We start from the raw sequence: 14187 nt of genomic DNA, 5'->3' as shown, positions 1-14187 counted from the left end.
TTACGCCTGATCCAAACGACCAACGAGTGACAATTCAAAGTTTGCACCCATGTATTTGAAGTGCGGACGCACAGACAAAGACACTTGGTACCAACCTGGGTTGCCCTCAACGTCCATGACCTCAACTTTAGCTGCGCGAAGTGGACGGCGGCTACGAACCTCTGCTGGCGGGTTTTCTTGATCTGCTACGTACTGACGAACCCAAGTGTTCAGTTCACGCTCAAGATCTTGACGTTCTTTCCATGAACCAATCTGCTCGCGCTGAAGCACTTTGATGTAGTGCGCCAAACGGTTGATGATCATCATGTAAGGCAGCTGTGTGCCCAACTTGTAGTTGGTTTCCGCTTCTTTGCCTTCCTTGGTGTTAGGGAACACCTTCGGCTTTTGAATGGAGTTAGCTGAGAAAAACGCTGCGTTATCACTGCCTTTACGCATGGTCAGAGAAATAAAGCCTTCTTCTGCCAATTCGTATTCTTTACGGTCAGTTACAAGCACTTCCGTCGGGATCTTAGCTTGTAATGCACCCAAAGATTCAAACAGGTGAACAGGCAAATCTTCCACTGCGCCGCCACTTTGAGGACCGATAATGTTTGGACACCAGCGGTACTTAGCAAAGCTTTCAGTGAGGCGCGAAGCTAGAGCGAACGCGGTGTTGCCCCATAGGTAACTTTCATGAGACTCGCTAACATTTTCACGATAGTTGAACGACGTGATTGGGTTTTCAACTGGATCGTAAGGAACACGCAGCAGGAAACGAGGTGCGGTCAAACCAATGTAACGTGCATCTTCAGACTCACGCAGTGCACGCCACTTGGTGTAACGAGGGCTTTCGAATGTCGCCGCTACGTCTTTCAAGTTTGGCAATTCTTCGAACGAATCAATGCCAAAGAATTCTGGTGATACGGATGATAAGAACGGAGCATGTGCCATCGCTCCGACCGAACCCACATATTGCAGCAACTTCATATCCGGCGTTGACGGAGTAAACGCGTAGTTACCTACCAAAGCGGCAACTGGCTCACCACCAAACTGACCATAACCTGCTGAATACACATGTTTATAGAGACCAGATTGCGTCGTTTCTGGTGCAAATTCAAAATCGTCGAGAAGCTCTTGCTTAGTCGCATGTAACACTTCGATTTTGATGTTCTCGCGAAAGTCTGTGCGATCAACCAACAGCTTCAAACCACGCCAAGCAGATTCCATTTCTTGCACAGGCTCGCTGTGAAGTACTTCATCCATTTGCGCACTGATCTTTTTGTCGAGTTCAACCAACATTTGGTCAACCAGCGCCTTGTTGACAGGCTCTTGCTCTTTGTCAGATCCAATCAGGTTTTCAACAAAAGCAGCAACGCCTTTCTTCGCAATATCATAGCCTTCTTCGCTAGGAGCAAGGCGGGTTTGCGCCATAATTTCGTCGAGCAGACTGCCACTTTCGCTAACAGAACTCTCAAGCGTTTTTTCTTGTACGGACATTAACAAAATCCTTTTCTCTTCTGCGTGAGTTAAGCGTCAGGAGCTGGCTTATCGTCAGCACTAACTAGATCCAATTCAGCCAATAGTTTTTCTCGTGAATCTTCCGATGCGAGTAATTCTTGGAGGCGTCCACGGAATGCAGGAATATTTCCAAGAGGGCCCTTCAATGCGACCAATGCCTCACGAAGTTCAACAAGTTTATTAAGTTCTGGTACTTGTTTCGCAATCGCGTCCGGTGAAAAGTCAGCTAATGATTTAAAAGACAACTCCACGGGAAGCTCTTGCCCTTCTTCCTCAGTCATAACATTTGGAACGGAAGTTGTAATAGCAAGACCACTCTCTCTCATTACTGAGGTGAAATTATTCTTGTCTACAGAAACAGCCTCTCTTTCCTCAATTGACGTATCTTCTGGGTGTCCTTTGAAGTCACCCAACACCACCATTTTCAATGGAAGTTCGATTTCTGCCTGCGCGTCACCTGTTGCTGGAACGTACTTAATATTTATACGTTCTTTTGGTGCAACACTGCCCTCTTTCGCCATTATCTTGCTCTCCTTTACGTTTTAGAGATGTCGTACAACGGAATCGTTGCCATAATTAAACCCACCAATTTCAACACAGAGAAATCAGCCGATTTAAATAATCGATAAATCAAAGCACTCGTCTCAAAATAGAAACCAAGCGATTGAGTGGTATAATATGCGCAGCCGAAAGTCACTTACCCAGCAACGCCGAGCAAGAAATTTCCAACAAGCAAAATTATCAATAAAAGCAGAGATCACAGGGAGGGATAACAGAAAAAGATGAACAAAAACAACAAGAAACCTTGAGGAACAGAATAAATTCAAAAAACAAAATCAAGGAAACCGATGCTTTAAATCGCCATCAATATTTACGAGTACCACCGTAGAACTTTGCCAACCAACGTTTAAATTTTTTCATGTGCGCCACTCTCTACTGATGATTCAATCATTTGCATAGGGATGAACAAGCACATTCTAATTTTAGTTATATTTAATTAGTTATTGCTAAAACCAATACTAACTTTTTATTTTATGTCTGGGCACATCATGAAACATGACCCCGACAGACCACAAGAAAAAGAAGTAAAAATTTGCATAGAAAAATATAGAAACAAGATCTACATCTATAATAATCAGCAGTTAAACAAATAACTCATTATTGATACAAAGCACAACTTTAAACTCATTTCATGAATAGTTGATTATTAACAAGAAAGACATTAGCTTTCAGGAGGGTCATTAATATAGTACTTTTATCATCTCAGCGAATGTTGTGAGCAAATATTAATGAGAGGGTGAATTAATTGTGGCTGATATCCCCTAGGGGGTTATTTCTATTCATGTGATAAACATATAATTCAATCGCCAACATTAACCAATATTGACGGTCCCACCTCCAATTACTACGCCACCGCAGCCAACCGCATCACCCGTTCGCGCAACTGGTTTTCCATTCGCAAACACTGTGGATGAACCTGCCGCAATACTTCGTCCATGGGGGGGATTTTTAGGTTTATCGTGAGGCGCCAGAGTATCTCCTTGGCGTGCAAGAGGGATGCCGTCAACTTTCACATCTGGAGATGCAGAGGTCACTGGAGATGGATGAAATCCGTCATGATCAGTACCAATGTTACCTAGCACAACTGCATTACCCATGAAATATCATCCTTGTTCAGTTAGGCAGCCAGTTACCAATCGACGGTAATGGCGGAGAATTTATCGTTCGTTATAAATACAACAAGATCAATACAGCAAGTAATACGCCAACATTTACCCCATTTAAAATCAATTACTTAGCATTAAACCAAAAATTATCCAAGCAACAGTTTGCCCAAATGTTGGTAAAATCTTGCTCAACAAGCAACAAATTGCTCAAGTAACGACGTCTTGATGACACTTTCCGACACGTTGAACGGCTAGAAGTTGAATGCAAAACCAACTCCGTAAGCGCTGTCATCAAAGTTGTAGTTAGAGACCGTTAATCCATAACCCGTTTCCGCTTTCAAGTATCCTCTTAACCCTTGATAAATTGGAAAATTCCAACTCAATCTATAAAGCATGCGATCAACATCATCGGCGAACACATTTCCTATTAGAACTTTCACTTCTTGATGACTTGTTGGATGCCATCCAAGCTCTAGTTCACCAAATCCCAGAAAGTCTGAAATATTGGGGTTATAACTCACACTACCCACTCTAAACCATGGCTTGATTCGAACATATCCCCACTCCCAACGGCGTCTTACATCTGCATAAACTCTATTCCAACTTACCTCGTTTTCACCACCAGCGCCGTTGGATTCATGCTCGGCTCCGAGCGACAGTTGCCACGATTCATAGTTCAGCCGATAAAATAACTCAGGGTTATAGTTGCTATCTCTAAAGTAGGCAGAACTATCATAAGCCTCCCAGTTTGAACGTTGGGTGTACGCGATATAAAGACCGTGTTCATCAAACTCAAAGATCTGATATTTGAGGCTAAATTGAAACTGTACAAAGGTATCTTTGGCGTCACTATCATTGGGGTTTAAAGGAGCAAAACGTGCCTGATTAACGTGACTTTCTTTGTAGTAGGGCAACAGGTAGTTGTCTCGATGCGCAGAGAAATCACTTTCTATCGCATGGGCATATGGGGATATCATCAAGGACAAAGAGAAGGTCCATCTGCATAACGTGTTGATCTTGGTATTCATCAAAGCTCCCTGAGAATGCTGTCAAACTTACTGATGGCGACGCTGTATCACCTGTCATTCAGCCAATTTCTCGAGAGTATAGAAGGCCACTCAAACCAACATTGTTGTGTTTAGCCCCGTGAATCAACAATGAGGCAACTAGCTAGGAGCAATAGAGGCATAGAAAGTATTAGAAGCTAAAAGCGTGTTATTCCTTTATGAAGGAGATCACTAGATCGGCAAAGGAATGCCTAGATCATAACGTCAGTAAAGTTCGCTGAATCCTGCATCTTCAGGTTGCTTGGATATACTTTGAATGCAACATAAAAAAGCCACTAGGCCGCATTATTGAAGCAATTAACTGTTTCATCACTGGCGCAACAATTATCATGAATGAGACCTAATCTCGTCAGTGGGGCGAGTGTTGTTACTAAAAATGGAATTACCTTATGTTGTTTTCGGCTCGCCGATATTTTGTGGTTTTTGTTACGCTACTATTTAGTAGTTCAGTATTCGCAGATTCAATTGCCAGTTACCCAGCAGGATGGGAAGAGTGGCCCGTTGTCAAAGAATCCATGAACCTTCCTGCAGATACCGTTCTCCCCCCTGATGCCTCTTTGTTTATGCAAGAGTCCGTTAGAGCATATTCATGGATCAATGATGGGCAAGGCTCTCCTCTTACGATCCGAGTTAATCCCACTAAACTCGAAGAGTACAAAACCCATGGCCCTTACAGTGATGGGCCGACGGTGATCGCAGTCTCTGAAGCGCAGGGAATCATCTGGGTAACAGAGCACTTCGGTGGACTGGCCCTGTATGGAAGTTACAGTCGACAGGGTGAAGATATCAGTAGCATGCACCCTTCATTAGAACCCGCATTTTGTCAAAATTGTCATGATACCTACAAAGACATTTGTATCAACGGCACCTGTACTGAGCCAGTTTCATCTCTGTATGAATAATTTAGGTCAACGGCTGCAAATCATTCGGATCTTAGCTTGCTAAAGAAATTTACGATAAATCAGCTTCTCTTTATTTCCCATCTGATGTTGGTGTTAGTACTTATCGCGGGTATGAGCGCCTCGCGCTATCAAAGTGAATGGGATAGCCGAGTTAACTACGCGACAGAACGGGCTGAACGTGCATTAACACGCTTAGTTCGCGATTTTTCGTCAGCGGTCGCAGGCAGAAACTATGCAAATTTAATGATGCCTTCTCAGAAAGAGGCACTCGTTAGTATTGGAGAGTTACTGTTCCTCGATATTGAAGGGACGTCAGATTACAGTCAAAAACACGTCGGTGTACGCTATTCACGAGAGCACATGACTGTATGGCGAACAGACGTCACGCAAGACGAAATCGCCGATGTTAATGCAAGAAAAACTAAGCTCATGGCTTCGCTTGATGATCCCGAGAACCAAAGTGAAGTGAGAAGTAGAAAGCTGAATTTTGTCCTCAATAAAACAAATGATGACCTAAAGGCTTTGCAAAAAAGTTTACGCTTGTCATCAGTCATACCCCGCTGGACTCCTTCTCGTTCCCCGGATATAGCTTTTCAACTGAAGCCAGATGAAGAAATTTTGATCGTGCAATTACCGCTTATCAACAAAAATGGCGGTAACATTTGGGCGGTTTTCGATGCCTCTAATCTGTTTATTCTCAAACAGCAAATCTTGGTTACCCTAGCGATCGAGGCTGCCGTGGCGTTATTCGTTTCTCTGCTGCTGATTGTCGGCGTTACTCATTGGTTAGTGGCACCATTAAGCCGCCTAGCCAAACGAATAGACCACGACATCGAATACCTTGATATCTCCGATCTAGAAGAACTGCGCCGACATGATGAAATTGGCGTGTTGGCTCGCGGTCTTCACAAACTAACACTCAAAACCCAATCGCAAATGAAGATATTACGCCATCAATCAGATACCGATGCCCTGACAGGTCTAGCAGGACGCCACAGCTATGTGAAGCGCGCGGAGTCCTTCTTACATACAACACGCGCCGAGAATAAGCTCTTTGGCATTGTTGTTTGCGATATTGACCACTTCAAAGCGTTTAACGACACCTTCGGGCATGCACGCGGAGATGAAGTGATCAAGTCCACGGCAACCGCCATCCTAAACGCACTTCGAAATGATGACTTGTGCTTCAGGATTGGTGGTGAAGAATTCGTCGCACTGCTTCAAATTGAAAATGCGGACTCACTCGAAGCGGTTGCAGAGCGGATACGAAGCAGCGTCGAAGAGTTGGCAATCCCTCATGCCACCGATGAAGCTGTGGTTACACTTTCCATTGGCGCGATACTCATCCCACCTTCTGCATCAGCATGGTCGTTTTCGGATGCATTCGATGAAGCAGATTCGTTGCTTTATCGCGCTAAGCGTAATGGTCGAAACCAAATTGCCATTGGTGCAGTGCATGACCAACAGATCACGTTAAGCGACGACTGGGACATTGACGCAAATGACAAACTAGAAGAAGTCGAAAAAGTTGATCTAAAGTAGAAAGCACAGTCAAACAGAACCAAACGAAAAATAGCTACTGAAACACACTCAGTGGCTGCTTTCTTAGGCCTCAAGCAACCTCGAACTGTGCCGAGATAAAACCTTCCGCTCTTAACTACCTAGCCGCCCAGACAAAACCTTTACGCATCAATTTGTCCACCATGGGATGCATCAATTCTTCAACGGTATGACCGATCGAACAATAGAATACCTTCCCTGAATCCCAGCGACGACGCCAAGCAATTGGCATCACTGTGCCTTCAATCCAATGAAGGTGATCGCCAGAAAACACAGTGGTAGCGACAACATCATTGCTCGGATCAACCAGCATATAGTATTGCTCGCCATGTATATCAAAGTCTTCTAACCCTTTCATAAAAGGGTCATCAGATTTCGCAAAGGTAACGCGATAATCGACAAAATCGTCAGAAGGGATTGGATTATCCGGCCACCCAGGAGGGTGTGCGACGAACTGACCACCAATCATGAAGTGATAGGTGGGGTGGTCACGAAATGCATCACCCATATGACCGTGCCAACCTGCTATGCCGCAGCCTTTTGCTATCGTATCTAGCAATGCTTGCTCTTGCTCACGCGTGATATTGCCAAATTCATCCTGATGACTGCTTCGTGCGCTAGACCAAATGGGCACAATGAGGTCGAGTGTTGTCGTCACATTGGTATCAAGTAAAGGGTCAAATGAGTCATATGACGTCACTTCAAACCCTTCATCTTCGAGCAATTTGGTTGCCCAGTCACAAAATACTGTTGGAGTATGGCCTTCCCATCCCCCCACAAACAAAGCTGCTTTCTTTGCCATCGCCGATTCCTTAGTGATACGTGTTGATAGAGTGACTCTTACTTTTGACTCGCCAAATACTGAGCAATCGCCGCCATGTCTTTATCACCCCAGCCCTGCTCTTCTGCTGCTTTCAATTGCTCTAAGTTGGTGTTGATTTGCGCAAGCGACCAGCCATGTTCATTCGCGAGATCAGAAACAAGCGCCATGTCCTTTTTTGCCAAGGCAAGAGAAAAAGTGACATCGTCACTTTCACCTAAATAGAGTGGCGTTCGAAAACGAATCATCGGTGAGCCCGCAGCACTTTCTCCAAGCAATTGCATTAACGCTGTTCGGTCAATATCGCAAGATGCGGCCAATGCTAATATCTCACCCACAATTTGATTCTGGCTGTGAATCACGCTGTTGATGAGTAGCTTGGCCGCGTGTCCCCTGCCAGCCTTACCCAAGGCAAACTGCGCCTTACCCATAATGGAAAAACACTGCTGAATGGCCTCTGGTAACTCTCCATCCGTGCCAAACATAAACACTAAGTCACCCGCTTCAGCGGCATTCAAACTGCCGGAAACCGGTGCATCGATATACCCAGCAGACCTTTCATCGGCTAGCGTCGAAATCTGTGTTGATAACGCAGGGCTAATCGTGCTCATTTCCACCCAATATTGTTGTTTTCCGAACACCGAATTGCCAAGCGCAGCCACACCCGATTCTTTATCGAAATATACAGCTTTCACCGCGTCATCGTTGGCTAGAATGGTAAACACCACATCGCATGTCGAGGCTATCTGTGCTGGCGTTTTGGCGGCGGTAACATTTGAGAATGTCTCAGCCAAACACCTCGCTTTTTCCGCACTTCGATTCCAAACAGACAGGCGTAAGCCCTCTCGAGCCAAATTAGAAGCCATAAGCGCTCCCATCCGGCCCAATCCAATAAAGCCAATGTGCATAAAGAAAACCTTTGAGGTGTGTAAGAACCTAGTTGTGAGCCGCGTTAGCGGTTTGCCCTGTAATTGCCGTGACTAAACGATTTTCCGTAACGGTTTCAGCAGTAAATGTCTCCATTATCTTGCCTTCATAGAGTGCCAGTATTCGATCACTCACACTGAGTACTTCAGGCATCTCAGAGGAAATCACCAACACCGCCAAACCAGAGCGTGCAAGCTCCCTAATCAGCCCATGTATTTCTGATTTTGAACCCACGTCGATGCCACGTGTGGGTTCATCGAGAATCAAAACCTTAGGATGAATAGAGAGCCACTTTCCTATCACCACTTTCTGTTGGTTCCCTCCGCTAAGATTACCAACAGGGTAACTTCCATCAGGGGCTTTTATAGAAAGTTGGTCAGCGTACTTCTTGTAGACTTTGCTTTCTTTGCCTTCCAAGAGCCAGCCAATCACCGACACGCGATCAAGCTGCGCCATAGTGATATTGTCTTGGCAGCTCATGGGGAGCACCAAGCCCTGCTCTTTTCTGTTTTCCGGCACCAGTGCGATACCAAGGTCGACTGCCTTTTGGCTGTCATCGATAGTGATGTCTTTGGCATTAAAACGAATGGTGCCGGCATCAGCTTGTCGAAGACCGAACAAAGTCTCGGCTATTTCGGTGCGCCCTGCGCCAACCAAGCCATACATGCCTAACACTTCGCCTTCACGCAGAGAAAATGAAATATCCTGATAGTGACGTTCAAGGGTGAGTCCTTCGACTTCTAGGCGTATTTCACCACCAGCGGCCATTTGTACAACCTTGCCGGTTTCGAGTTCACGGCCAATCATCATCGCCGTCACTTCCGGCTCATTGGTATCTTTAGTGATCAAGGTGCCACGGTACTCACCGTCTCGCAGCACGGATAAGCGGTCAGAAATGGCGAAAATTTCCTCCATTCGGTGAGAAATATAGGCGATACCAACACCGTGAGCCTGAAGCTCTTTGATTACCTCAAACAATACGACTTTTTCATAATCGGTAAGCGAAGCCGTAGGTTCATCGAAAATCACTATTTTGGGCGTAAACACCAATGCTCGTGCGATTTCGACCATGTATTTTTTAGCAATGGTGAGCGATGAAACACGATCATCCGGTCCAAAGTCACAATTTAGACGCGTTAGAATTTCAGCAGCCCTCGAGCGGAGTGTCGCATTATCTACCACCCCAAATATCTTGGTGGGCATCATGCCAAGAAAGATATTCTCGGCAACGGTCATGTCTTCCACCAGCGACAATTCCTGATGGATCATCAAAATGCCATGATGTTTGGCATCCATAGGCGTTTTAAGATGCACCACTTCGCCATCAATAAGAATGTTGCCCTCTTCCGCTTGATAAATGCCCGACATCACCTTCATCAATGTCGATTTACCCGCACCGTTTTCGCCCAAGAGTGCATGAACCTCTCCCGCTCGAATATCAAAGCTCACGCCATTTAGCGCGACCACTCCGGGAAACACTTTCTTTATGTTTTTGAGTTCCAGAGTTGGCGAAGTAACCGAAGCCTCGATTTCTTCGTTCGCGATTTGTGCCATATTCATGCGCTAACCCCTCCGCGCTCTGCTTGGTTCACTTTCTTATCAATGAAGAGAACAAGGATCAGGATAGAACCCATGATAACGAGCACATAGAACGCAGGAACTTGCATCAAGTTCAGTCCATTACGAAGAATCCCGATGGCAAGCACCCCACCCAGTGTTCCCATAATGCTACCAGCACCACCTGTGAGACGAGTTCCCCCAAGCACAACCGCAGTGATCGTCCAAAGCTCGAAATCACGCCCTAAGTTTGGCGTAGACGCCCCCATTTGGGTCGATAGCGTGACGCCCGCTAAGGCAGCAAAGAACCCCACCAACATGAAGTTAATCATCATGTGAGGGCCAACCCTTATACCTGCATCAATAGCAGATTTCCGATTTCCCCCAACGGCATAACAATTTCTGCCATGAACCGTGTACTTCATCATCAATTGCATCAGTACCGTGGCTAGCAAGAACAAGAGTGCCAACGTTGGTAAACCAAACACGGAGCTAGACCCAAAGTCTGAATACGCAAAGTCACTGGCATAGAATGACTGCTCGCCGGTGTAGACAAACACCAGACCACGAACCCCAATCATCGCGCCTAATGTGACAATGAATGCGTCAACACCGGTTTTCCACACAATCAAACCGTTCAACATCCCCAGCAGAATCCCTGAAGCCAGAGCGATCAAAACGGCGGTTGGAATACCAAGCGTTCCCTGTAATTCAATCGCAAGGCTGGCAGACAGAGCCACGACTGCCCCCACAGACAAATCAATGTTGCCGTTGATCATCACCACCGTCATGCCTAAGGCGATAAAACCTATCGTGGACGTTTGAATCAAAATGTTCTTAAAGTTAGCGATGTCAAAAAAGTATTCCGACGAAAAACTGAACAACACAATACAAAACGCAACGAATATCCATATTGGCTGCGTCTTCAGAAAGCGAATTATTCTATCCATCATTTGTCTCCTTCAGCTTTCCGTCAAAATTTGGTGAACACACTGCCGCGTTTCGTGCCGACATCCAGCCAAACAGCCAAAATGATCACCGCCCAAGTCACTAGCCACTGTGCGTAATAAGGAAAGCCCAGAAGCAACAAGCCATTTTGGATAAAGCCCAATATCAATACGCCAATCACGGTTTTTGTGATGCTGCCAGAGCCACCTAATAAGCTGGTTCCGCCCAAAATCACACCGGCAAGCACCAATAGTTCATAGCCTTGACCCACATTGTTCTGTGAACCCATCACGCGTGAACCCAATATCAAGGCAGCGCAACCCGTTGAAAATGCCGACAGTAAATACGTGCTGAATACGAGTTTGTTTCTGCGAATACCTGAATACGCAGTAGCAATGGGGTTCCCCCCGACGGCAAAGATTTTTCGCCCATAGGCTGTGCGTTTAAGCAGGAGTTCATAAAGGACGGCGAGTACGAGGAAGATGATGATGGGCACGGCAATGGGCCCGAAAAACCCTCGACCAAAAATGGCAAACCAAGTCTCTTCTTGATTCGCAATATCAACGTTCTGGCCTCCGCTATAGATCAAGGTTAAACCTTGAATCGCCGAGAGCATTCCTAAGGTGACAATCAACGAATTGAGCCTTAAATAGCCCACCAGAAAACCATTAATCACCCCCACAAGAAGCGTGAAAAGGAACATCAATAAGATGGCTTGACCCGGCCCCACTTTGTCGTGCAAATCCACCACAAGAACCGTTGAGAAAGACAGCAAAGAGCCCACTGACAAATCCAGATTCCCGCCAATCACGACAATGGTTACACCGAGGGCAATCGTGCCAATGATTGAAGCTTGACGGACCACCGTCATAAAGTTATCCGTACTGAGAAATCGGTCAGATGATAATGAGAATGCGACAATAAACATAAAGAACGCCACCAAAATCCCGTGGCGAGCCATCAATGTTTTTACTGAGAATGCCTGCGTTTTGCCATCGGCTTTACTAGCACTTTTGGCAGCATCAGTTGAAGAGCCTGAAGCCATAAATCTATCCCTTGATGAGTAGAGAGAATGTCGCAATCCTTGCTAAACAATACCTGTCCCATTCAGTATGACTGAGAAAGTAAAATCAGGTGATGTTGCCTCAATGTGCTGATTGGTTAGAGAGGGAGGCCCAATCAAGCACACAGAGGCAATGCACTTTTTAAAACACTGGCTTCGTGAAATTAGCCATGTTCTCTTGCGTGATTTTTGGTGTATCAAAGTAGTTTAGCTTCGGTACATCCTCGCCATTGGCGATGGCTATTGCCGTTGCCAACGCATTCTCTGCATCGTCTACAGGGGACTGATAAACCGAGCCCCAGTATTCCCCGCGTCCCATGGCTTCGTAACCAACCGCAAAGTTCGTTGCGCCAATAAATGCGATGCCTTCACGCCCAGCCGCTTTCGCCGCGTTTAGAGCACCAACACCCATGTTGTCATCACCAGAGTAGACACCATCAATGTTGTCATACTTGGTCAGGAAGTTTTCCATGACACGTTGCGACTTCTCGCGGTTCCAGTCTCCTGGTTGCGTTTCCATAATTTTCACGTCTGGACACGCGACGGCCAATCTATCTTCAAACCCTTTTTGACGCTCAATGGCCGTTGTGTAACCCGGCTGACCGGAGATTTGAACAATCTGGCCTTTATTACCTAGCGCATCACACATCATCTCAGCCGAGTAGGCGCCTTGAACAATGTTGTTAGGCCCTGAGAATGATTCAATAAACTGCTGACCTTCTTCGGCGACATTGGAATTAGTGACGACAACAGGGATGCCAGCCTGTTTTGCTTTACGAACCGCTGGCACAACGGCTTTACCATTAGTCGGCCAGATAATAATGACATCTACTTTTTGTTGAATGAGATCCTGAATTTGTGCAATTTGACGCGCGACATCACCGCCAGCATCAAGCACCACAGTATCAACACCTTTAGTGTTTGCTGCCGCCTCTTTAAATGCCTTTTCATAGGTGGTTTGGTACGAGTCTACACCCACGTTATTCTGCGTAATGCCAATGACTAAGTCTTCCGCGTACACTGCTGAGGCACTAGCCGAAATCATTAGGCCTAACAGGGTTTTACTGACTATTTTCATCCTTACCGCTCCGTTTCTAACGCACCCCAGAGAGGGGGCTTCAGTTTTCGTCTACAGACATTCCAGCCTGTTACTGCATGACCATGCCGCCATCAATCATGATGAGCTGACCTGTCATATAATCCGAGTCTTTACTTGCGAGGAAACTGGCCGTGCCTAACACATCTTCGGGGTAGGAATAACGCCCGAGCAAAATCATGTCACGCGCCAAGGTATCCATCGACTCACCCGGCTTTTCGAACTTTCCGATGGCAACCAGATCTTTATCGAGCTGCTCCCATAATTCTGTTCGAACAACACCAGGCCCATAACCGTTCACCGTAATGTTGTGTTTCACCAACGCTTTCGCACCACCATTGATCATGGCGAGCACGGCATGCTTGCTGCACGAATATGGCACGACATCATCAAAGGCCATCCGAGAAACAATGGAGCCTACATTGATGATCTTGTAGGGCTCATCTTGTGGGCCTTGTGCGATCATCTGTTTGGCCGCTTCCTGCATTCCCATCAAACAGCCCAAACCATTCACATCCATGATTTGCTGCCAGTTTTCTTCCGTAATATCGAGAAACATTAATGGCTTATTAATGCCCGCATTGTTCAGCATCACATTGATAGAACCAAAAGCGTCCACTGTGGCTTTCACACCCGCAGCGATATCCGCACGTTTGGTCACATCCATTTTGACTGCGATCGCTGAGCCGCCTTTTGCGACAATGCGATCAACAACTTCTTGGCAGCCATCAAGGTTAACGTCAGCCACACAGACTTTTGCGCCTTGCTCAGCGTAATTTTCCGCAATTGCCGCGCCCATGCCTCGAGCAGCACCAGTGATCAGCACATGTTTATTTGCAAGTCTTGATGTATCCAAAGTGATCTCCTTTTCTCTGTTGGCATTTCAAGCCTCAAGCCATACAGCAAACGTTTGCAATGAAATGTCGTTAACTAATTATTTACAATTAGCCTCAAGCATAGAACAAGAAATGAGCAATAAAAACACACCTTTCCGTTCCAAATTTAAGAATCATGATTCTTTACTTTTAACACTTGATAGTTAATACCTTGTAGTTACTTGGTAATATCGGAAATCGTCGTCCA

The 14187-nt window shown here is 45.9% G+C and carries 13 protein-coding genes; 2 read left to right on the top strand and 11 right to left on the bottom strand.

Features of this window, described 5'->3' with window-relative positions; all coding sequences use genetic code 11:
- The 4 genes from tssC to Q365_RS0103725 form a co-directional block, all read right to left on the bottom strand.
- Nucleotides 1-1476 carry a type VI secretion system contractile sheath large subunit gene (gene tssC / locus Q365_RS0103740; RefSeq protein WP_028022085.1) on the bottom strand — a complete coding sequence of 492 codons (1476 nt, stop codon included), beginning with the start codon at nucleotides 1474-1476 and terminating at the stop codon, nucleotides 1-3.
- 29 nt (nucleotides 1477-1505) lie between these two features.
- Entirely contained in the window at nucleotides 1506-2018 is a 513-nt protein-coding gene (gene tssB / locus Q365_RS0103735) for a type VI secretion system contractile sheath small subunit (RefSeq protein ID WP_028022084.1), read from the bottom strand.
- Between the two features lie 852 nt (nucleotides 2019-2870).
- Complete coding sequence (locus tag Q365_RS0103730) at nucleotides 2871-3155, bottom strand: type VI secretion system PAAR protein (protein WP_028022083.1); 285 nt, start codon at nucleotides 3153-3155, stop codon at nucleotides 2871-2873.
- 260 nt (nucleotides 3156-3415) lie between these two features.
- Nucleotides 3416-4192 (bottom strand): phospholipase A, encoded by a 777-nt coding sequence (locus Q365_RS0103725; RefSeq protein WP_028022082.1) that lies wholly within the window; start codon nucleotides 4190-4192, stop codon nucleotides 3416-3418.
- Between the two features lie 428 nt (nucleotides 4193-4620).
- Here Q365_RS0103725 and Q365_RS0103720 point away from each other — a divergent pair, with 428 nt between their 5' ends.
- Nucleotides 4621-5133: a hypothetical protein gene (locus tag Q365_RS0103720; RefSeq protein ID WP_035024333.1), complete on the top strand. Its 513-nt coding sequence runs from the start codon at nucleotides 4621-4623 to the stop codon at nucleotides 5131-5133.
- Nucleotides 5134-5169: 36 nt separating this feature from the next.
- Nucleotides 5170-6675, top strand: coding sequence for a GGDEF domain-containing protein (locus Q365_RS25370; protein ID WP_081796127.1), 1506 nt, complete (start codon nucleotides 5170-5172; stop codon nucleotides 6673-6675).
- Between the two features lie 115 nt (nucleotides 6676-6790).
- On the opposite strand, the gene Q365_RS0103710 is transcribed toward Q365_RS25370, so the two are convergent.
- From Q365_RS0103710 to Q365_RS0103680, 7 genes are all read right to left on the bottom strand, one after another.
- On the bottom strand, nucleotides 6791-7495 hold the full coding sequence (locus tag Q365_RS0103710; RefSeq protein ID WP_035024330.1) for a ThuA domain-containing protein: 705 nt from the start codon (nucleotides 7493-7495) through the stop codon (nucleotides 6791-6793).
- Between the two features lie 38 nt (nucleotides 7496-7533).
- Nucleotides 7534-8421 (bottom strand): NAD(P)-dependent oxidoreductase, encoded by an 888-nt coding sequence (locus Q365_RS0103705; protein ID WP_028022079.1) that lies wholly within the window; start codon nucleotides 8419-8421, stop codon nucleotides 7534-7536.
- A gap of 28 nt (nucleotides 8422-8449) precedes the next feature.
- On the bottom strand, nucleotides 8450-10000 hold the full coding sequence (locus Q365_RS0103700; RefSeq protein ID WP_028022078.1) for a sugar ABC transporter ATP-binding protein: 1551 nt from the start codon (nucleotides 9998-10000) through the stop codon (nucleotides 8450-8452).
- Nucleotides 9997-10947 carry an ABC transporter permease gene (locus Q365_RS0103695; protein WP_028022077.1) on the bottom strand — a complete coding sequence of 317 codons (951 nt, stop codon included), beginning with the start codon at nucleotides 10945-10947 and terminating at the stop codon, nucleotides 9997-9999. Before Q365_RS0103695 ends, Q365_RS0103700 begins: the two co-directional genes overlap by 4 nt.
- 23 nt (nucleotides 10948-10970) lie before the next feature.
- Nucleotides 10971-11990 (bottom strand): ABC transporter permease, encoded by a 1020-nt coding sequence (locus Q365_RS0103690; protein ID WP_028022076.1) that lies wholly within the window; start codon nucleotides 11988-11990, stop codon nucleotides 10971-10973.
- Between the two features lie 160 nt (nucleotides 11991-12150).
- Complete coding sequence (locus Q365_RS0103685) at nucleotides 12151-13086, bottom strand: sugar ABC transporter substrate-binding protein (RefSeq protein ID WP_028022075.1); 936 nt, start codon at nucleotides 13084-13086, stop codon at nucleotides 12151-12153.
- A 70-nt stretch (nucleotides 13087-13156) separates the two neighbouring features.
- The gene (locus tag Q365_RS0103680) at nucleotides 13157-13960 is read right to left on the bottom strand and encodes an SDR family NAD(P)-dependent oxidoreductase (RefSeq protein WP_028022074.1); all 804 of its coding nucleotides are present in this window, start codon (nucleotides 13958-13960) and stop codon (nucleotides 13157-13159) included.
- Nucleotides 13961-14187 lie beyond the last annotated feature (227 nt).

Source organism: Enterovibrio calviensis DSM 14347 (genome assembly GCF_000621165.1).
Lineage (GTDB): Bacteria > Pseudomonadota > Gammaproteobacteria > Enterobacterales > Vibrionaceae > Enterovibrio > Enterovibrio calviensis.
Note: the sequence above shows the minus strand (reverse complement) of the source record. Positions and strands in the feature narration are given on the sequence as shown.

Coding starts and splice junctions, on each gene's coding strand:
- Q365_RS0103705 (WP_028022079.1), bottom strand. CDS start 8,421: ATGCACATTGGCTTTATTGGATTGGGCCGGATGGGAGCGCTTATGGCT.
- Q365_RS0103685 (WP_028022075.1), bottom strand. CDS start 13,086: ATGAAAATAGTCAGTAAAACCCTGTTAGGCCTAATGATTTCGGCTAGT.
- Q365_RS0103730 (WP_028022083.1), bottom strand. CDS start 3,155: ATGGGTAATGCAGTTGTGCTAGGTAACATTGGTACTGATCATGACGGA.
- Q365_RS0103725 (WP_028022082.1), bottom strand. CDS start 4,192: ATGAATACCAAGATCAACACGTTATGCAGATGGACCTTCTCTTTGTCC.
- Q365_RS0103700 (WP_028022078.1), bottom strand. CDS start 10,000: ATGAATATGGCACAAATCGCGAACGAAGAAATCGAGGCTTCGGTTACT.
- Q365_RS0103690 (WP_028022076.1), bottom strand. CDS start 11,990: ATGGCTTCAGGCTCTTCAACTGATGCTGCCAAAAGTGCTAGTAAAGCC.
- tssB (WP_028022084.1), bottom strand. CDS start 2,018: ATGGCGAAAGAGGGCAGTGTTGCACCAAAAGAACGTATAAATATTAAG.
- Q365_RS0103720 (WP_035024333.1), top strand. CDS start 4,621: ATGTTGTTTTCGGCTCGCCGATATTTTGTGGTTTTTGTTACGCTACTA.
- Q365_RS0103710 (WP_035024330.1), bottom strand. CDS start 7,495: ATGGCAAAGAAAGCAGCTTTGTTTGTGGGGGGATGGGAAGGCCATACT.
- Q365_RS0103695 (WP_028022077.1), bottom strand. CDS start 10,947: ATGGATAGAATAATTCGCTTTCTGAAGACGCAGCCAATATGGATATTC.
- tssC (WP_028022085.1), bottom strand. CDS start 1,476: ATGTCCGTACAAGAAAAAACGCTTGAGAGTTCTGTTAGCGAAAGTGGC.